Annotated in this window: 15 protein-coding genes; 2 read left to right on the plus strand and 13 right to left on the minus strand. The window is 57.9% G+C overall.

The features are described 5' to 3' along the window. Positions 1–5 precede the first annotated feature (5 nt). From HER32_RS06450 to HER32_RS06465, 4 genes are all read right to left on the minus strand, one after another. Positions 6–908 (minus strand): energy transducer TonB, encoded by a 903-nt coding sequence (locus tag HER32_RS06450; RefSeq protein WP_168681290.1) that lies wholly within the window; start codon positions 906–908, stop codon positions 6–8. 404 nt (positions 909–1,312) lie between these two features. Further along, positions 1,313–1,777 (minus strand): Lrp/AsnC ligand binding domain-containing protein, encoded by a 465-nt coding sequence (locus HER32_RS06455; protein WP_149072258.1) that lies wholly within the window; start codon positions 1,775–1,777, stop codon positions 1,313–1,315. 528 nt (positions 1,778–2,305) lie between these two features. Then, a complete protein-coding gene (locus HER32_RS06460) occupies positions 2,306–3,433 on the minus strand; it encodes an isoaspartyl peptidase/L-asparaginase family protein (protein ID WP_168681291.1) in 1,128 nt (375 codons plus the stop codon). Between the two features lie 102 nt (positions 3,434–3,535). Further along, positions 3,536–5,722 (minus strand): protein-disulfide reductase DsbD family protein, encoded by a 2,187-nt coding sequence (locus tag HER32_RS06465; protein ID WP_168681292.1) that lies wholly within the window; start codon positions 5,720–5,722, stop codon positions 3,536–3,538. 216 nt (positions 5,723–5,938) lie between these two features. Between HER32_RS06465 and HER32_RS06470 the strand changes: the two genes are divergently transcribed. Next, a complete protein-coding gene (locus tag HER32_RS06470) occupies positions 5,939–7,270 on the plus strand; it encodes a hemolysin family protein (protein WP_149072261.1) in 1,332 nt (443 codons plus the stop codon). A 68-nt stretch (positions 7,271–7,338) separates the two neighbouring features. Here the strand turns inward: HER32_RS06470 and HER32_RS06475 are convergent, their stop codons facing one another. From HER32_RS06475 to HER32_RS06505, 7 genes are all read right to left on the minus strand, one after another. Further along, a complete protein-coding gene (locus HER32_RS06475; RefSeq protein ID WP_168681293.1) occupies positions 7,339–7,851 on the minus strand; it encodes a gamma carbonic anhydrase family protein in 513 nt (170 codons plus the stop codon). A gap of 113 nt (positions 7,852–7,964) precedes the next feature. After that, complete coding sequence (locus HER32_RS06480) at positions 7,965–8,948, minus strand: radical SAM protein (RefSeq protein ID WP_168681294.1); 984 nt, start codon at positions 8,946–8,948, stop codon at positions 7,965–7,967. 254 nt (positions 8,949–9,202) lie between these two features. Continuing rightward, positions 9,203–9,961 (minus strand): endonuclease III domain-containing protein, encoded by a 759-nt coding sequence (locus tag HER32_RS06485; RefSeq protein WP_168681295.1) that lies wholly within the window; start codon positions 9,959–9,961, stop codon positions 9,203–9,205. Between the two features lie 124 nt (positions 9,962–10,085). Beyond that, positions 10,086–10,793: an OmpA family protein gene (locus HER32_RS06490; RefSeq protein ID WP_149072265.1), complete on the minus strand. Its 708-nt coding sequence runs from the start codon at positions 10,791–10,793 to the stop codon at positions 10,086–10,088. Between the two features lie 294 nt (positions 10,794–11,087). Further along, positions 11,088–11,828, minus strand: a complete 741-nt coding sequence (locus HER32_RS06495; protein WP_232066412.1) for an OmpA family protein — start codon at positions 11,826–11,828, stop codon at positions 11,088–11,090. A 251-nt stretch (positions 11,829–12,079) separates the two neighbouring features. After that, entirely contained in the window at positions 12,080–12,952 is an 873-nt protein-coding gene (gene accD / locus HER32_RS06500) for an acetyl-CoA carboxylase, carboxyltransferase subunit beta (protein WP_149072266.1), read from the minus strand. 163 nt (positions 12,953–13,115) lie between these two features. Continuing rightward, on the minus strand, positions 13,116–14,165 hold the full coding sequence (locus tag HER32_RS06505; protein ID WP_168681296.1) for a class I fructose-bisphosphate aldolase: 1,050 nt from the start codon (positions 14,163–14,165) through the stop codon (positions 13,116–13,118). A 186-nt stretch (positions 14,166–14,351) separates the two neighbouring features. Between HER32_RS06505 and HER32_RS06510 the strand changes: the two genes are divergently transcribed. Then, positions 14,352–15,365 carry a flagellar motor protein MotB gene (locus HER32_RS06510; RefSeq protein ID WP_232066413.1) on the plus strand — a complete coding sequence of 338 codons (1,014 nt, stop codon included), beginning with the start codon at positions 14,352–14,354 and terminating at the stop codon, positions 15,363–15,365. A gap of 102 nt (positions 15,366–15,467) precedes the next feature. Here HER32_RS06510 and HER32_RS06515 read toward each other — a convergent pair whose 3' ends face one another. Both HER32_RS06515 and HER32_RS06520 read right to left on the minus strand, forming a co-directional pair. Next, positions 15,468–16,196 carry an SGNH/GDSL hydrolase family protein gene (locus tag HER32_RS06515; RefSeq protein ID WP_232066414.1) on the minus strand — a complete coding sequence of 243 codons (729 nt, stop codon included), beginning with the start codon at positions 16,194–16,196 and terminating at the stop codon, positions 15,468–15,470. A gap of 95 nt (positions 16,197–16,291) precedes the next feature. Beyond that, on the minus strand, positions 16,292–17,431 hold the full coding sequence (locus tag HER32_RS06520) for a cystathionine gamma-synthase (RefSeq protein WP_149072268.1): 1,140 nt from the start codon (positions 17,429–17,431) through the stop codon (positions 16,292–16,294). Between the last annotated feature and the right edge of the window lie 83 nt (positions 17,432–17,514).

Genomic DNA, 17,514 nt, shown 5'->3' on the forward strand with positions numbered 1-17,514 from the left:
CGAGCTTAATAGAGCTGCCCCGGAAAGTCAACGCGTGCTTCCGAAGGCGGTGTGCGAGAGGCCTTGCCATTGCCGAACAGCGAGAAGTTTGGCGCAAAGGAAATAGGCACGGTGTACGTCACGGCTGTGGGCACGTTGTATTCCCGACCCGGCTGAAACTGTGGCAAGCTTTCCACTACCCGGCGGGCTTCATTATCGGCCTCTGGTGCCAAGCCGCGCACGACCCGAACCTGACCGATGCGACCATCTTCGCCTACGGTGTACGACACGTATACCTTCCCGCTGATGCCTTTACGGCGCGTATCTCGCGGGTATTGGGTGGTGCGGCTGATAAAATCGAGCAAAGCCTGCTCGCCTCCTGGGAATTCCGGCATTTGTCGCCGCTGCAGCTTGCCCACGTAGGGGCTACCATCGGGGTTGAAGAAAGCCAGGGCTGGGCCCTTGGCCCGGCTCAGGAGTTCAATGGCACTGAGCTGGCCGGTATCGTAGTAATAGCGCCACTCGCCTACCGGTCGGCCATACAGATAGCGGCCTTCGGAGCGCTTCTGCCCATTGCGGTGCACCGTTACCCAGCGGCCGGTGCGCTGCCCGCCTTCAAACTGTCCCCGCTCCCGCACTTTTCCATTCTCGTACCAAGCTACGTACACTCCCTCGGGCTCATCATCTTCGAAGTGCACTTGGCTGGCCTTAGTACCGTTGGGATGATACCAGGTAAATAGTCCAGAGCGCCACACCGGGTCGATGCTGGTAAAAAAACCTTTTAACAACAATGTACCATTGAGCGCATGTTCCCGAATGGTATATCCAGTTTCCGTCTTACGGTCAATAATCCTGTAATGCGTGGCACTGTCGGGCACTACTTCTTCGCCTTGCTCATTCAGGTAAATGGCCGGCATGCTTTGGCTCATTCCTTTCCAAGACCAACACAATAACCCAAGGAGTAGTAGGAGTGCTTTCATAGGATGCCTGCTGGAATCGTGGACGTTAAATATACAAAACTAGCATACGTAACCTACCGGTTCAGGTCGCAAAATTATTACTTTCCTCGGGCAATGCTTCCCACCCCGGGCAAAACCAAAGTCGAGGGCAACGCCAGCGTCCGATTTTGACCAGCCCCGTTTTATTCAATTCTTGCCACGCAGTCACAGAATCGGCAAGACACTTATAAATGTTATAATAATTATACTGTATATCCAGCATTACGGGTGGTATCTACCTTCATCCACTGGCCCCTCCGGTTACAAAAACAGCCCAGCTACGCCACAAACGGCTATAGGCTGGGCTGCAACAGGTGCGGCTGATGTGCTGAGGTCTAAATCAGTTGAATGGGCCGGTTAAGCGTCTCCTCCAGGGAGATAAGCGTTTCGGTGCGCTCAATGCCCTCAATCAGTTGAATCTTGTCGTGCAATACCTCCCGCAGGTGGTTGGTGTCGCGGCAGATGATGCGGGCAAACAGGCTATAGTTGCCGGTGGTGTAGTAGATGCTCAGGATTTCCGGAATAGCCTTAAGCTGCTCGGCTACGCTGTTGTAAACGGAGCTTTTGTTGAGGTAAATACCCAGGAAAGCATTGATATCGTAGCCTAGCTGGGCATAATCGATGTTGAGCGTAGCGCCCCGTACAATGCCTAGCTCCTCCATCCGGGCCATGCGCACGTGCACGGTGCCCCCGGAAACATGGACTTTACGGGCAATTTCGGTGTAGGGCATCTTGGCGTCATCAATGAGTAGGGCCAAGATCTTCCGATCGGTGTCATCAAGTTCGTAATTGCGGGCCATTTTCAAAAACTATGATTAGTGTTTTTTCAAACAAATGAACGAAATATTAAAAAGAATGTAAATTTTCAGCAAATAGCCTACAATTATTTTACAATAAGGGATTCGTTTTTACCTTTGTCATAATCCAACGCAGACGGCGGGGACATATTGTAGAATGATGAAACTGGCAGACATGCCCTCCTCTCTCGGGGGTGGAGATTCGGGAAAAACTGGTCCGGCGGCCGGCTAACTACTCCGTGGAGGTTCGAATCCTTCTTCTACAGCTTTTAAATGGGGAATCGTGAGTGGGGAAAAAACAAGGACGTATCTGGGTGGGTGCGTCCTTTATCAGGAGGCTGCATCTGGGTGGGTGCAGCCTTTCTTTTTTACCCTATCCCAGCCCCAGATTATTGGGCGGGACGCGTATCGTCCCGGGAAAAATCGCGCAAAGGTCTGTTTTTCTCGGCTAAACTCCATCTTACCTCAAAAGAAAAGCCTCCTCTGCTTGCCAGCAGAGGAGGCTTTTTACTAGCCTATCGTTGCATTCAGCTACTTATAAATTGAAATCTGGGATTTGCCGTCGGCTTTGATATAGCCGCGGTACATGCCTTCGGAGTTGAAAGGCATAGCCACGTTGCCCGCCCGGTCCAGGGCAATCAGGCCCCCGTCCCCACCCAGCTGGCCTACTTTATCGATAGTCGCCTGAGCGGCCTGCTGCACGGGTATGCGCTGGTATTCCACGCGGGCCGCCACGTCGCGCGCCACGGTAGCGCGGATAAAGAACTCCCCCCAGCCCGTACAGGAAACAGCGCAGGACCCGTTGTCGGCGTAGGTGCCGGCTCCAATGATAGGGGCATCTCCAATCCGGCCGTAGCGCTTGTTGGTCATGCCGCCCGTACTGGTGGCCGCCGCTAAGTTGCCGTACTGGTCGAGGGCTACCGCGCCTACGGTCCCATACTTCTTACCTTCGGTGAAGATATTCTCGGTGGCCCCGGTTGGCTTGCTCTTCTTACCGTTCTTCATCTTCACCTTCGTTTTCTTGGGCAATGCTTCCGGCTTGGTAGGAGCATTCAGCACATCGGGGGTGCCGGCGCTTTTTTCCTGCTGCAGGGCGTTTTGCAGCTGCTGGTAGCGGGCCTCGGTGTAGAAGTAATCGGGCTTCACTATTTCCAGGCCTTTTTCCCGAGCAAACTGCTCGGCTCCTGCGCCTACCATCATCACGTGCTCCGACTTCTCCATCACGGCGCGGGCGGCACTGATGGGGTTGCGCACGGTGGTGACGCCCGCTACGGCTCCGGCTTTCAGCGTGCTGCCCTCCATAATGGCGGCGTCCAGCTCGTTGCGGCCGTCGTGGGTGAATACGGCACCTTTGCCCGCATTGAACAACGGCGAGTCTTCCATTACCCGCACGGTGGCCTCCACGGCATCGAGGGAAGTACCTCCTTTTTTCAGGATAGCATAACCCGCCTGCAAGGCCTTTTCCAAGGCTTCCTGGTAGGCTTTTTCCTTTTCAGGCGTCATCAGCGCGCGGGTGATGGTGCCGGCCCCACCGTGAATGACGAGCGTAATTCGGCTGGCATCTACGGCCGGAGCTGCCGCCGAGCCAGTGGCCACCTGCGCCAGCAGCGGCGTACCGCTCAGGAGTATGGCCAGCAAGAAAGAAGAAAGCTTTTTCATAGAAAGGGTTGGAAAAGGGTGGTTCATCAAGAAACAACCCACTTACTAGCCAGAGGCTAGCAAGCGGGTTGCGCAAGGTAAGCGAGTTGTCCGCATTCTGCTTTACCGCGTGGCCACGGGCTGAGCCTGGCGGCGGTACTGGGCCAGGCCGGCATCCAGGAACTGGAGAAACCGGGCAGCATCCGGCTCATAGGCTACGGGTTGGGCCAGCACGTGCGCCTGGTCGACCGGGGCGTTGGGGTCGAGCAGCACGTAGTACGGCTGGGCATTCACGTTGAAGCCCGTGAGCTGCAAGTCGGCGTTTTTCTTACCCAGTGTGGTTTTTTGCTTGTTGTCGTGGCGTGAGACGTACCACTCAGCCTGAGGCAGCTCCGTTTTATCGTCTACGTACAGGGCCACTACCACAAAGTCTTCCTGCAGGCGTTTCAGCACTTGTGGGTCGCGCCACACGGTAGCTTCCATTTTGCGGCAGTTGACGCATGCGTGACCGGTAAAATCAATGAACAGTGGCTTACCCGCCGCCCGGGCGCAGCGCTTGGCCTGCTCCAGATCGAAGTACCCGGACAGGCCGTGGGGCAGCTCCAGGAAGTCGGCGTGGCGCGGAGTCTCACACTGGCTGTTGACGGCGGCCAGCGCGGGTGCGGCCGGGACGGCGGCGGCCAGGGTGAAATCGTGGCGGCTCTGGGGCGGCAGGTAGCCCGCCAACAAGGGCAAGGGGGCGCCAAACAAGCCCGGCACCAGATAGGTCATGAAGCTAAAGGCCAGCACCGCCATCATCAGCCGGCCGACGCTTAGGTGGGGCAGGTCGGAATCGTGGGAGAGCTTAAAGCGGCCCAGCAGGTAGAGCCCCAGCAAGCCCGACAGAGCAATCCAGAGCACTAGGTAGATGTCGCGCGAGAGCAGGTTCCAGTGGTAAGCCAGATCAGCCATGCTCAGGAACTTCAGCGCCAGCATCAGCTCCACGAAGCCCAGCACCACTTTCACCGTATTGAGCCAGCCCCCCGAGCGGGGCAGGTTTTTCAGCCAGGCCGGGAAGATGGCAAACAGCGTGAAGGGCAAGGCAAAGGCCAGCGAAAAGCCCAACATGCCCACCACGGGCGTTATTCTTTCGCCCTGCGCGGCCAGGCTCAGAATGGTAGCTACGATGGGCCCCGTGCAGGAAAACGATACCACCACCAAGGTGAGGGCCATAAAGAAAATGCCACCCCAGCCACCTTTGTCGGCCTGCGCGTCAATTTTATTGACCATGCCGTGGGGTAACGTGATTTCAAATAGCCCCAAGAACGACAGGCCGAACACCACGAACACCACGAAGAAGATGAGGTTGGGCAACCAATGCGTGCTGATGAGGTTGAGGCCATCGGCTCCGGCCAGCACCGTCACGAGCAAGCCTACCACCACATAAATAAAGATGATGGACAAGCCGTAGACTACCGCTTTCAGGATGCCCTGCCGCCGCGTGCCGCCGCCACTCGTGAAAAAGGACACCGTCATCGGAATCAGCGGAAACACGCAGGGCGTCACCAGCGCCAACAGCCCCGACACGAAGGCCGCCAGGGCGAAACTCCACAAGCCAGCCGCTGACATAGTGCCGGTGGCCGGAGCCGCCACTGCAGCCTGTACGGTTGGGCTTTCGGCCACCCCGGAATCGGGGGGTACTGTACCTGAAGTGGCCGCCAAAGTAGGAGCCGTGGTATCGGCGGATAGAGCCGGGGCCGCTGCTACGGTGGCTGGCGTAGCCGGAGTGGCCGTTGTAGCCGGAGGAGCGGCCGGCGTAGTGGCAGGAGCTACCGCTGCCTGGCCCGTAACCTCAACAGGACCAAAGCTCAGGCTTTGCTCGCCGGGAATGCAGCGCCCATCCACGTCAGTGCAGGTCTGAAACTCCGTCTCGGCTTTGATGGTAAGGGTACCGGGCTGGAGTAGGCGGATGCGCTGGCGGATCTGGCCGGTGCCTTCAAAGTACGTAACGTCGCCCTTGAACACGTCGTCGTACTTCTTTTTGCTGCCAATGGATTTGGGCTTACCTACGAGCTCGTAGGCCGGGCTTTTGGCGAAGGTGAAGGTGAACACCGTAGGTCCCAGATCCGGGTCGAAGTCCGTGGCGTAAAGATGCCATTTATCATCAATGCGGGCATTCACAATCAGGTCCAGCTCCTCTCCTACCAGGGCCGTAGGCTTGCTGATGGTGGCGGAAAGCTTGGAAGGGATGAGGATCTGTGCCGGGGCAGCATTGGCCAGCAAGACCAGCAGCAGAAGCGGTGAGAGCAAAAATTTAACAACAGCAGACATACAGCGAAAGCAAAAGCAGCGCACCAATGGGGTGCGTACCTAAACAAAGGTCAGCAAGAAGTAGCACAATTTTTTAGGCGAGGTTGCAGGTCGTAGTGCCCCTTTTTGCCGAACCACGGCCCCAATCCCGCGCCGGGGCCCAACCGCTTGCCTATATTCTCGTACTTTTGTGCTACATATGGATACTGAGCCGCGTGAGCCACAGTGTCCGAACCTATGGCCTTAAACATCTTACTTACCGTTCTGCTCGTGTTGCTGAACGGCTTTTTTGTGGCAGCGGAGTTTGCTTTCGTAAAAGTCCGCATCTCTCAGATTGACATCAAGGCCCAGGGCGGCAACCGGCTGGCCAAGCTCGTGCAGAACATGCTGCACGACCTGAACTACTACTTATCGGCCACGCAGCTCGGCATTACGCTGGCTTCGCTGGCGCTGGGTTGGATTGGGGAAAGCGTGGTGGCCGAGGTGGTTATGGCCATTCTGCACCAGTTCAACATCACGCTGGAGCCAAACACGGTACACCAGATTTCGTTGGTTACTTCCTTCTCTATCATCACGGTGCTGCACATCGTGCTGGGCGAGCAGGCGCCAAAAGTGCTGGCTATTCAGAAGCCCGAAAACGTGAGCCTGGCTATTGCCATACCGCTGCGGGCATTTGCCTTCGTCATGTTTCCGCTCATTTGGTTGCTCGACCGGCTTTCCAACATCGTAGCGGGCTTTTTTGGCGGCCAGGCCACCCACGGCTCCGATGCGCACTCCGCCGATGAGCTGCGCCTGCTGCTGGACCAAAGCAAGCAGAGCGGCGAAATTCAGGACTCGGAGCACGAGCTGATCGAGAATGTCTTCGAGTTCAACGACCGGATGGTGAAGCAAATCATGGTGCCGCGCACCAAGATTTCGGCCATCGACGTGAACACGCCCCAGGATGGCATTCTGGAGATGGTGTACAACGAAGGATTTTCGCGCATTCCCGTGTATGAGGGCAACATCGATAATATTATTGGGGTGCTCTACGTGAAGGATTTGCTGCAAATCATCCGGCGCAACGAGGCCATTGAGCTGGCCAAAATCATGCGGCCGGCCTACTTCGTGCCCGAAACCAAAAAAATCAACCGGCTGCTGCGGCAGTTTCAGCGCAAGCACACCCACATGGCCATTGTCTCCGACGAGTTTGGCGGGGTCTCGGGCATTGTCACCATCGAAGACATCATGGAAGAGCTGGTGGGCGAAATCCAGGATGAGTACGACAACGAAATACCGGCGGTGGAGAAAATTTCGCCCACCGAGTTTCGGGTAAACTCCGCCACGGCCATTTCCGACGTCAACGAATACCTGCCGTATCCGCTGCCCGAGGGTGAAGACTACGAAACCGTAGGCGGCTTGCTCAACCTGATTTACGGCAACATCCCGGAAGTGGGCGACGTGGCCGTGCTCGACAACTACGAGTTCCGGGTGCTGCAACGCTCCCGCCGCGCCGTGGAGCTGGTGCAGCTCCGCGTCACTTCCGCCGATGAGCGGGAAAGCGGATTCGAGGAAACCTTGGAGGGCTAACCTCTCCCCAGACTCAACGAAAAAGCCCGGCTGGATTCAGCCGGGCTTTTTCGTTGAGTCTGTTCTAGTTACTGCAGCCAGCTGGCGTAGCGTACGTAGTTATCGGCGGTGCGGGCCAGGCCGGCGCGCTGCTCCTCCGTCACGGGCTTAATCTTGCGCGCCGGTACCCCGGCATACAGGTAACCCGCCTCGCAGCGGGTATTCTCCAGCACCACTGCCCCCGCCGCAATAATGCAGCCCGTGCCTACCACGGCGTGGTCCATCACAATGGCGCCCATGCCAATCAGCACATCGTCCTCCACCGTGCAGCCGTGCACAATGGCCCGGTGCCCAATGCTGACGCGGGCCCCAATGGTGGTAGCGGCCTGTTGGTAGGTACAGTGGATGATGGCGCCGTCCTGCACGTTGGTTTTGTCGCCGATGCGGATGCTGTTCACGTCCCCGCGGATGACGGCAGTAAACCACACCGTGCAGCCCTGCCCGAGCACCACGTCGCCGATGATGGTGGCATTATCGGCCAGAAAACACTCGGGGCCAAACTGGGGTAAGATGCCGTGGACGGGCAGGATGAGAGCAGGCATGCAGGGAATAGGGGAATGTGCTAATGTGGAATGAATGTGGAAAATGTGCTAAATACTGTTCTTGCGAAGAAGCGCAAGGAAGCAATACCCTTGTTTCGTAGCTCACCTTTACCTCAGCGCGCCAGCATCCGTTTCCAGGTGCCTTTTTCCCAGTTGTACTTGAGGGTGCTGGGTAAGGCCTGCCAGAAGTACTTACTGGTTTCTACGGCAAAGCTGGGCTGCATGTAGCAGTTGATGGTGCAACCTTCGCACTGGGGCAGGCGGCCTTCCAGGGCGGCCAGCTGCTGCACTTCCGCCGAGTGATACAGCTCGCGCAACCGGCCCTCAATGGGAAACTTCCGCTCGCCGAGGTGGTAACAGGGCAGCACCAGCTCGTTGCTGGGCGAAATGACGAGGGTAGTGCTGGCGGCCCGGCAAACAGGGGCGGCTACGTGGTTGCCCCCGTCGCGGCGCAGCTGAATGAAGGCCTCGTTCAGGTACACGCCCTTGCGCCGGCCAAAGTCCGTGAGGTAGTCCAACTCCTCGGACGTGAGTTGCTCCCCGGTGGCCACGCTGTTGTACTCAAACGCCGGGTTCAGAATCAACATCAGCTTATTGGGCTGGGTAATTTCCTGGTAGACCTTTTCCAGATCTTTAATATTCTCCCGGAACACGGTGAACAGGATGTCGGGCCGCTCGCCCAGTTCCCGCGCCACCCGGATACTTTCCAGCACAAAATCATAGCAGGCTACGCCACGGCCTTTGTCGTGCACTTCCTTTTCCGAGGCATCCAGGGAGAAGTGTAGCATATCTACCTTGCCGCGTAGCTTCTCGGCGTATTTGGGATAAAGCAGGCAGTTGGTGGTGAGCGTGGTGATAAAGCCCATATCGTGCGCCAGCCCCACAAACTCGTGGATCTGGCGGTGCAGCAGCGGCTCCCCCCCCGTGAAATCCACCACCGAAACACCCAGCGCTTTCAGGTCGCGGAGGTTCCGGGCTACGTCTTCCAGCTGGATGTAAGGCGAAGGTTTCTCCCAGATGTCGCAGAACGAGCAGCGTGCGTTACACCGGTACGTGACGTAATAATTGCACAGAACCGGATGACGAACCAGACGCATAGACCCCAGATGTAGTTGGACCGCAGATCAAAACGGATGTAAAAACGGATAGCGCAGCTACTACTCGCCTTGGAGACCAGGGGCTGATAGTACGGCTACGCGAAATTTCCGCCGCCATCTTCCGGTAAAGATACCACCGACGGCACGCTTTATAGCCGCTTGGTGTGTTAAACCATTCACTATTCACCCATCCACACCCGTTTTATCCGTCCCTTATCCGTTACATCCGCTTTTTACATCTGTTTCATCGGCGGTCAGTGGAGCTTCTCGCCTTGCCACTGCAGGGGCGTAGCAGCCAGTGCAGCGGCATCCGCCGGACCATAGTGCTCTAGATAGTAGTTGCAGAAGCCTTTCAGCGGGCAGCGGGGGCAATCGGGCTTGGCAAAAAAGCAGATGTGCTGGCCCAGCCAGTAGTTGTGCTTGTGGAAGTTTAGCAGCACGTCCGCTTCCTTGGGCAATAGTTCAAGCAACACGTGGTGGGCTTTTTCCGTGGATACTTTCGGCCCAATCATGCCTACACGCTGGGCTACGCGGTGCACGTGCGTATCCACGGGCAGCACGGGCTTTTGAAAGTTGAAGAGCAACACCAACGAAGCCGTTTTCAGCCCAATACCGGGCATGTCGGTCAGCCACGCCAAGCCTTGTTCTACGGGCCAGTCAGCCAGGAAATCTAGCGTAAAAGCCCCTTGCTCCGCCTTGATGCGGCGCAGAATTTCCTGGATGCGCGGAGCCTGCGTATCGGGCCAGCGGGTGGTGCGAATGGCGTGGGCCAGCTCGGCCGTGGGGGCCTGCAGCACGCCTTCCCAGTCGCCAAAGGTTTCCAGCATTCGGTCGTAGGCCAGTTCCTCGTCGCGGTGGGTGGTGCGGTGCGACAACACGGTACTGATGAGCTCCCGCATGGGCGTGCGCCGCGGAGTCGCATCAAGCAGGCCGTAAAAGTCGTTGAGCAGTAAGTGGTCCTGCCAGGCTTTTTCGGCGGGCGTGGCAGTGTACGTGACGGACGAGGTAGACATGCTGGGTTGTACCCCCGCGCCACGAGGCAGGTTACGCTGGCCTTTCTTAAACGCATAAAAAAATCCGGTGGCGCCACGGAGGCACCACCGGATTTTGGGAGAAATTCACGGGAAAGGATACCGACTAAATGTCGCCGCGCTCCGCTGCCTTTTTCAGCTTTTCGTTGGCATAGATGGCAATTTCGACGCGGCGGTTAGCTTGCCGTCCTTCCAGCGTGGAGTTGTCGGCAATGGGCTGGCGGGAGCCGTAGCCATTTACCGTGAAGCGGGCGGCATCTACCCCCTGCTGCTGGGTATAGTTCGCCACCGACTGAGCCCGACGAATGGAAAGCGGGTTGTTGATGGCGTCGTTGCCGCTGATATCCGTGTGGCCTTCTACTAGCACATTGGTGTCGCCGTACTTGATGAGAGTTTTGGCCAGCTCGTCAATATTCTGCTGGGCCGTAGCCGTCAGCTCTGAGGAGTTTTTGGCGAAGAGGATACCAGAGTTGAAGGTAATTTTGATGCCTTCGCCCACGCGCTCAACGGTGGCGCCGGCCATTTCTCTACGGAGCTCTTCGGCCTGCTTATCCATGCGGCGCCCAATGAGGGCTCCACCAGCGCCACCCACGGCGGCCCCGATGATGGCACCCTTGGCAGTGCCTTTTTTACCACCAATGACGCGGCCCAGCACGGCCCCACCGGCGGCCCCGCCCAAGCCGCCAATTACGGCGCCTTTCGCGGTTTTACTCCACGGCTTTTTGGTAGTGGTCTGAGCTTGCGATGAAACGGTGCCTGTGAGCAGCATCAGCAAAGCCAGCAGCAGAGCAAAAGGAGAACGGTGCGTTTTCATGGGAAGAGAGTTAGGGGAGAAAAGACAATGTGAGAAGATACAGAAGGGGCGGGCCGGATCGGTTGCTCATGATTTGGGGAGCTACCAGCGCCTGCTGCGGAAGTGTTTGCAACCACCTTGCCAGAAATATTTTTCCGGATATCGTTTCCAGAAAACACGCTCTTACAGCCTATACAGAAGCATTTTCAAGGTTTGAACTACCACCTTATAATCGAGGAGTTTCCACGTCACCCCATAAAAAAAGCCGCCTGATCAGGCGGCTTTTTTATGGGGTCATAAGTAACGGAAGAGAAATTAGAGCTTGCCTTGCTCGGCAGCCTTCTTCATCTTCTCGTTGGCGTAAATAGCTACTTCTACGCGGCGGTTAGCTTGTTTGCCTTCCACCGTGGTGTTATCGGCTACAGGCTGCGAAGAGCCATAGCCTTTCGTGGATACGCGGGCTGCGTCTACACCTTGCGTGATGGTGTAGTTGGCTACCGACTGGGCGCGGCGCTCCGACAGCGGCTGGTTGATGGCATCGGAACCCGAGTTGTCGGTGTGGCCTTCGACCAGCACGTTGGTATCGGGGTACTTCTTCAGGACTTCGGCCATTTTCTGAATTTCCGTCATCGAAGCTGCGCGCAGGTCGCTCTTGTTGGTGTCAAACAGAATGCCCGAGTCGAAGGTGATTTTGATGCCTTCGCCCACGCGCTCCACTTTGGCATTCGCCATGTCGCGCTGCAGCTCTTCGGCCTGCTTGTCCATTTTGCGGCCAATCACAGCACCCGTAGCACCACCCACGGTAGCCCCGATGATAGCACCAGCGGCCGTACCATTTTTGCCACCAATGACGCGGCCCAGTACACCACCGGCTACGGCGCCAGCGCCAGCGCCAATGATACCGCCTTTAGCCGTTTTGCTCATGCCGGTTTTACGGGCCCCCGAGCCATTGCCTTCGGGCAGGCTGCCGTCGCTGGCCGGTTTAGAAGATGCGCATGAGCCGAGGAACATTACCATGGCCATGAACAAGGAGAGAATCGAGTTACGTGAGTTCATTTGCATGAAACTTGGTGAAAGAGAAAAAAGGGAAACGGGAAATTCGGGAGTTTGGTGTGCTTACTGGTTTCAGCGGAAAAATGTTCGACAAACATAGCAAACGGCCTATACACCGCAGCCTGATGCCGCCATAGTTATGGCAGAAACCCGAAAAAGCCCTTCAGATGCGCCGTATACGCACCTGAAGGGCCCCTAATCAAAAAGCTCGCCGTTTTTTTGTCCGGCAGCTGTCAACTTATCTTTGGGCTTGGTTACTTGGCTTCAACCACCTCACGGGCAACCGGTTGCACCATCTGCAACAAATCGGTCAGCTGCTGCTTGAGCTCCTTGCGGTCAACAATGAAATCGAGGAAGCCGTGCTCCAACACGAACTCGGCGCTTTGGAAGCCTTTGGGCAGGTCCTTGCCAATGGTTTCTTTGATGACGCGTGGGCCGGCAAAGCCAATCAGCGCGCCTGGCTCCGAGATGTTGAAGTCGCCCAGCATGGCGAAAGAAGCCGTGACGCCGCCCGTGGTGGGGTCGGTGAGCAGGGAGATGAAGGGGACGCCGGCTTCGGAGAGCAGGGCCAGCTTGGCCGAGGTCTTGGCCATCTGCATCAGGGAGTAGCCGGCTTCCATCATGCGCGCCCCCCCCGATTTGCTGATCATCAGAAATGGTACGCGGTGCTGACGGGCATAGTCAATGGCGCGGGCAATCTTCTCCCCTACCACGGAGCCCATGGAGCCCCCAATAAATTTGAAATCCATGCAAGCCACTACCAGATCCTGGCCGTTCATCAGGCCATAAGCGGTACGCACAGCATCCTTGAGGCCCGTGGCGCGCTGGGTAGCGGCTATGCGCTGCGGATAGGCTTTGGTATCCACGAAATGCAGCGGGTCGCCGGAAGTTAGCTGCTCATCGAGCTCCGTGAACTGGTTGTTATCGAACAGGACCTCGAAATACTCGGCAGAGTTGATCCGGTCGTGGTAGTTGCACTTGGCGCAGGTATAAATTAGGCGCTTGTGCTCGGCCATGGTGGCTACCGTTTTACACTCGGGGCATTTGTACCACAGGCCATCCGGGGTTTCCTTTTTCTGGTCGGTGGGGGTAACGATGCCTTTTTCTACGCGCTTAAACCAAGACATGGAAATTTGCTGGGAAGTAGGTACTGGAAGCAGAGAATCGGATGGGTCCATACGTCGGAACCTCGGCCGATAGTGACAAAGGTAGCATCCAAATTACGCAAAAGCGGGAAGCCATTGCTGACTTCCCGCAGGTATTGTTTCAGGATTAATGCCGATTTGCCGCTTAGGCCAGCGTAATCGACTGATCGAGGTACACGTCCTGGATGGCGTGGAGCAGCTCTACTCCTTCGGCAAAAGGGCGCTGGAAGGCCTTGCGGCCCGAAATCAGGCCCTGGCCCCCGGCGCGCTTGTTGATGATGGCGGTGCGCACGGCTTCGTCGCGGTCGGTGGCACCTTTGCTTTCGCCCCCGGAGTTGATCAGGCCGATTCGGCCCATGTAGCAGTTGGCTACCTGGTAGCGCGTCAGGTCAATGGGGTTATCGGCCGCCAGGGTTTCGTACATGGCCTTGTGCGTCTTGCCAAACTTAATGGCCGCGAAGCCGCCGTTGTTTTCAGGTAGCTTCTGCTTAATGATGTCCGCCCCAATGGTTACGCCCAGGTGGTTGGCCTGGCCGGTGAGGTCGGCAGAAACGTGGTAGTCCTTGTCGGCCGTTTTGAAGGCGTTGTTGCGGGTATAGCACCACAGCACCGTGGCCATGCCCAGCTCGTGGGCCCGCGCAAACGCGGCCGCTACTTCCTGCAGCTGCCGCCCCGACTCCTCGGAGCCGAAATAGATAGTAGCGCCTACTGCCGTAGCGCCCAGGTTCCAGGCTTCCTGCACCGAGCCGAACATAATCTGGTCGAACTTATTAGGGTAAGTCAGCAGCTCGTTGTGGTTGATTTTTACCAAGAACGGAATCTTGTGGGCGTACTTGCGGGCTACGGCCCCAAACGTGCCGAACGTGGTAGCCACCGCATTGCAGCCGCCTTCCAGCGCCAGCTTGATGATGTTCTCGGGGTCGAAGTACATGGGGTTGGGCCCGAAGGAAGCGCCAGCGGTGTGCTCAATGCCTTGGTCGACGGGCAAAATGCTCATGTAGCCGGTGCCGGCCAGACGGCCGGTATTATACAGCTGACCGAGGCTGCGCAGCACTTGGGGCGGGCGGCTGGAGCCTACAAAAGAACGGTCGATAAAATCGGGGCCGGGCACATGCAGCTGGCTCTGCGGAATGGTGGTACACGTGTGCTGAAGCAGGGCTTCAATTTCGGCGCTGTGGGGAGCTACGGCAGCCATGGGTGGGAAAGGTAAAGGGTGGATAATTGGGTGAAAAACTTGGCTCAAAGATAGTAGCGAATTTTCACTGGCACAGCTCCCAACTTGGCCGATTGCGCCAACCCGGTGTAAGTAGCTACCTTGGCAATCATTCCGTGGCCTGTTCCAGGAGCCACCTACTTACAGCACTCACCTCACGCTCTCGTTGTGAAAAACACTTCCTCTGCCCTTCTCCTACTCGGCGCGCTGGCTTCGGCTGCTTTCTTGCCGGGCTGCGTAGCCTCCAAAAAATACGACGACCTCCGCGCCCGGCAGGCAGCCACGGAGCAGTCGTTGGCCACGGCCGAGCGGCAGCAGCGCGAGGCCGTGACGGAACTCAAAAAATCGACGGATGTTCTGAATGAGCTGAAGCTGCAGAACCGCCGCCTGGCCGAAGACTCCGCTCAAACCGGCAATGCCCTGCGCCGTACCCGCCAGCTCTACACCCAGCTCACCGATTCATACGATAAGCTGCTGAAGAACTCGGACCGCGCCCTGGCCAACAAAGCCGACGACTACAACAAAGTAGCCCGCGACCTAGCCCGCCGCGAAGCCGAGCTGGGCGAGTTGGAAACTACGCTCAACCGCAGCAAAGCCGATATCGACAAGCTCAACGCTGACCTAAAAGTGCGGGAAGCACGTCTGGCGGAGCTCCAGCAGGCCCTGGCCGACAAAGACAAAGCCGTAAACGACTTGAAAGCCAAGGTCAGCAACGCCTTGCTTTCCTTTAAAGCCAGCGACCTGCAGGTGAAGATGAAGGACGGCAAAGTATACGTGTCCCTCTCCGAGCAGCTGCTGTTCAAGTCCGGCTCCACCAAGGTGGACCCCAAGGGCCAGGAGGCGCTGAAGAAGCTGGCCACCGTGCTCCAGGAGCAGAAAGATGTGAACGTGGTAGTAGAAGGCCACACCGATAACGTACCGATTCTGAAAGGCACCGCGGGCATGCAGGACAACTGGGACCTGAGCGTGCTACGGGCCACGGAAATAGCCCGCCTCCTCTCTACCAATGGGGTGGCGCCGGAGCGCGTCACGGCCTCAGGCCGCGCGCAGTACGTGCCCGTATCAGCCAACGACACTCCCGCCAACAAGGCCATGAACCGGCGGACGGAAATCATTCTCACACCCAAGCTTGATGAGCTGTTCCAGATCCTGGACTCCAACTCTTCCGCCGGCAATAAATAAGGCAGCGCAGTAAACAAGAAGCCCCGCTTGGTTTAGGCACCAAGCGGGGCTTTGTGTGTCAGGAACTGAAATTCTGGTCAGACGAGTAGTAGAGCGCCCCCCCTATTTCAGCAAATTATGCACCGTGGGTAAAGCTTGCTGGGCCCAGAGGGCCATCTGCTTACCCGAGTAGTGAAGCCCATCGTTGGTAAACTGGCTCATGTCCCCGGCGGCGCTGCGGGTAAGCGGAGTAATGTCGACATAAGCTACACCGGCCTGCTGGCACTCTTCTTTCGCCACGGCATTGAACTGGTCTATTTCGCCGGAAATCTTGTCTTGGTCGCGGCCCCTGGCAAAAGGCGAGCGGCCCCAGTCGGGAATGGACAGCACCACTACGCGGCCGGGGCGCCCACCGGCAAACGTCACGGCCGTTTGCAGCAGCTGCCGAAACTCGGTGCGGTAGGCGGCCAGCGGCAGGCCGCGGTATTGGTTGTTTACCCCAATTAATAAGGACACGAGGCCATAGGTCTTCTGCACATTGGCGGCCCGAATGGCCTGCTGCAGCTCGGCGGTAGTCCAGCCGGTGCGGGCAATGATGTCGGGGGTGAGCAGGTTCAGGCCTTGCGCTTGGGCCTGCCGGGAAAGTTGCACGCCCCAACGGTCTTCGGCCGCCGCACCTTCCCCGATGGTGTAGGAGTCGCCGAGGGCAAGGTACTCGATGCCCGGCTGCCCCGGTCCTGGCAGGGGCGTGGTGGCCGGGCCACCCGTTGGGGCGGGCGCTACGGGTGCAGAGGTGCAGCCAAAGGCGAGCAGCAGCAACAGCCCAAACAGGAAACGCATCGGTTTGCTCATGGAAGAAGAAAGCATAGACTTCTATACGCCAGAAAGGGCCGGCCTAGATTGGCCAGCCCTTTCGCTTAACTCTATCGAGCACCAGATAGTGCCGCTTACCCGATTGCCTGGGCCAAGTCCTCAATCAAGTCCTCGGCATCTTCAATGCCTACGCTCAGCCGGATCAGGGAGTCGGAAAGGCCCGCTTTGCGGCGTTCCTCGGCCGGAATGCTGGCGTGCGTCATGGTAGCTGGGTGGCCCGAGAGGCTTTCTACCCCGCCCAGGCTTTCGGCCAGGGAAAACAGCTGAAACTTCTCCAGGGTAGCAACGGCATCTTCTTTCCGGTCGCCTTTCAGCACAAAGGAAATCATGCCGCCGAAGTCGCGCATCTGCCGCGCCGCCACCTCGTGGTTGGGATGATCCTGGAAACCGGGCCAGAACACTTTCTCCACTTTGGGGTGGGCCTTGAGGTACTCGGCTACTTTGCGGCCATTTTCGCAGTGGCGCTGCATGCGCACGTGCAGGGTTTTCAGGCCGCGCAGCACCAGGAAGCAGTCCTGGGGGCCGGGCGTGCCCCCGCAGGCGTTCTGGTAAAAGCTCAGGCGCTGGTGCAGCTCGTCGTCGTTCACCACCACGGCGCCCATTACGGTGTCGGAGTGGCCGGCCATGTACTTGGTGAGCGAGTACATCACCATATCGGCGCCCAGCTCCAGCGGGGTTTGCAGGTAAGGCGTGGAGAAGGTGTTATCAACTACCAGCAGGGCCCCAGCCTTTTTGGCTACGGCCGAGGCCGCCGCAATGTCGATAACGTTCAGCAGCGGATTGGTGGGGGTTTCCACCCAAATCAGCTTGGTGCGTTCCGTCACGGCGGCTTCCACGGCCGTCATGTCGTGCATGGGCACGAAGTGGAATTTGATGCCGTAGGCCGCATATACTTTGGTAAACAGCCGGTAAGAGCCGCCGTACAGGTCGTTGGTGCTGATGACCTCGTCGCCGGGCTGCAGCAGCTTCACGATGCAGTCGATGGCGGCCATGCCCGAGGCGAATGCCAGGCCATGCTTACCGTTGTCGAGGGCAGCCAAAGCATCCTGGAGCTGGCTGCGCGTAGGGTTGTGGGTGCGGGAGTACTCGAAGCCTTTGTGGTCGCCGGGGGAGCGTTGCACGTAGGTCGAGGTCTGGTAAATCGGCGTCATAATGGCCCCGGTTTCGGGGTCGGGATGCACACCGGCGTGAATGGCTTTGGTTCCGAATTTCATAAGGTGGGGACTGGGGTTCGGCGGAATCTGAGGAATACTGCCACAAAGGTAGGAGGGTTTAGGCAGAGGTGCCGGGGCCGGAA

Source organism: Hymenobacter sp. BT18, from assembly GCF_012273015.1.
GTDB lineage: Bacteria > Bacteroidota > Bacteroidia > Cytophagales > Hymenobacteraceae > Hymenobacter > Hymenobacter lutimineralis.

Excerpts from the sequence above, each read along its gene's own strand:
- HER32_RS06450 (WP_168681290.1), bottom strand. The coding sequence starts at position 908 with ATGAGCCAAAGCATGCCGGCCATTTACCTGAATGAGCAAGGCGAAGAA.
- HER32_RS06455 (WP_149072258.1), bottom strand. The coding sequence starts at position 1,777 with ATGGCCCGCAATTACGAACTTGATGACACCGATCGGAAGATCTTGGCC.
- HER32_RS06460 (WP_168681291.1), bottom strand. The coding sequence starts at position 3,433 with ATGAAAAAGCTTTCTTCTTTCTTGCTGGCCATACTCCTGAGCGGTACG.
- HER32_RS06465 (WP_168681292.1), bottom strand. The coding sequence starts at position 5,722 with ATGTCTGCTGTTGTTAAATTTTTGCTCTCACCGCTTCTGCTGCTGGTC.
- HER32_RS06470 (WP_149072261.1), top strand. The coding sequence starts at position 5,939 with ATGGCCTTAAACATCTTACTTACCGTTCTGCTCGTGTTGCTGAACGGC.
- HER32_RS06475 (WP_168681293.1), bottom strand. The coding sequence starts at position 7,851 with ATGCCTGCTCTCATCCTGCCCGTCCACGGCATCTTACCCCAGTTTGGC.
- HER32_RS06480 (WP_168681294.1), bottom strand. The coding sequence starts at position 8,948 with ATGCGTCTGGTTCGTCATCCGGTTCTGTGCAATTATTACGTCACGTAC.
- HER32_RS06485 (WP_168681295.1), bottom strand. The coding sequence starts at position 9,961 with ATGTCTACCTCGTCCGTCACGTACACTGCCACGCCCGCCGAAAAAGCC.
- HER32_RS06490 (WP_149072265.1), bottom strand. The coding sequence starts at position 10,793 with ATGAAAACGCACCGTTCTCCTTTTGCTCTGCTGCTGGCTTTGCTGATG.
- HER32_RS06495 (WP_232066412.1), bottom strand. The coding sequence starts at position 11,828 with ATGAACTCACGTAACTCGATTCTCTCCTTGTTCATGGCCATGGTAATG.
- accD (WP_149072266.1), bottom strand. The coding sequence starts at position 12,952 with ATGTCTTGGTTTAAGCGCGTAGAAAAAGGCATCGTTACCCCCACCGAC.
- HER32_RS06505 (WP_168681296.1), bottom strand. The coding sequence starts at position 14,165 with ATGGCTGCCGTAGCTCCCCACAGCGCCGAAATTGAAGCCCTGCTTCAG.
- HER32_RS06515 (WP_232066414.1), bottom strand. The coding sequence starts at position 16,196 with ATGAGCAAACCGATGCGTTTCCTGTTTGGGCTGTTGCTGCTGCTCGCC.
- HER32_RS06520 (WP_149072268.1), bottom strand. The coding sequence starts at position 17,431 with ATGAAATTCGGAACCAAAGCCATTCACGCCGGTGTGCATCCCGACCCC.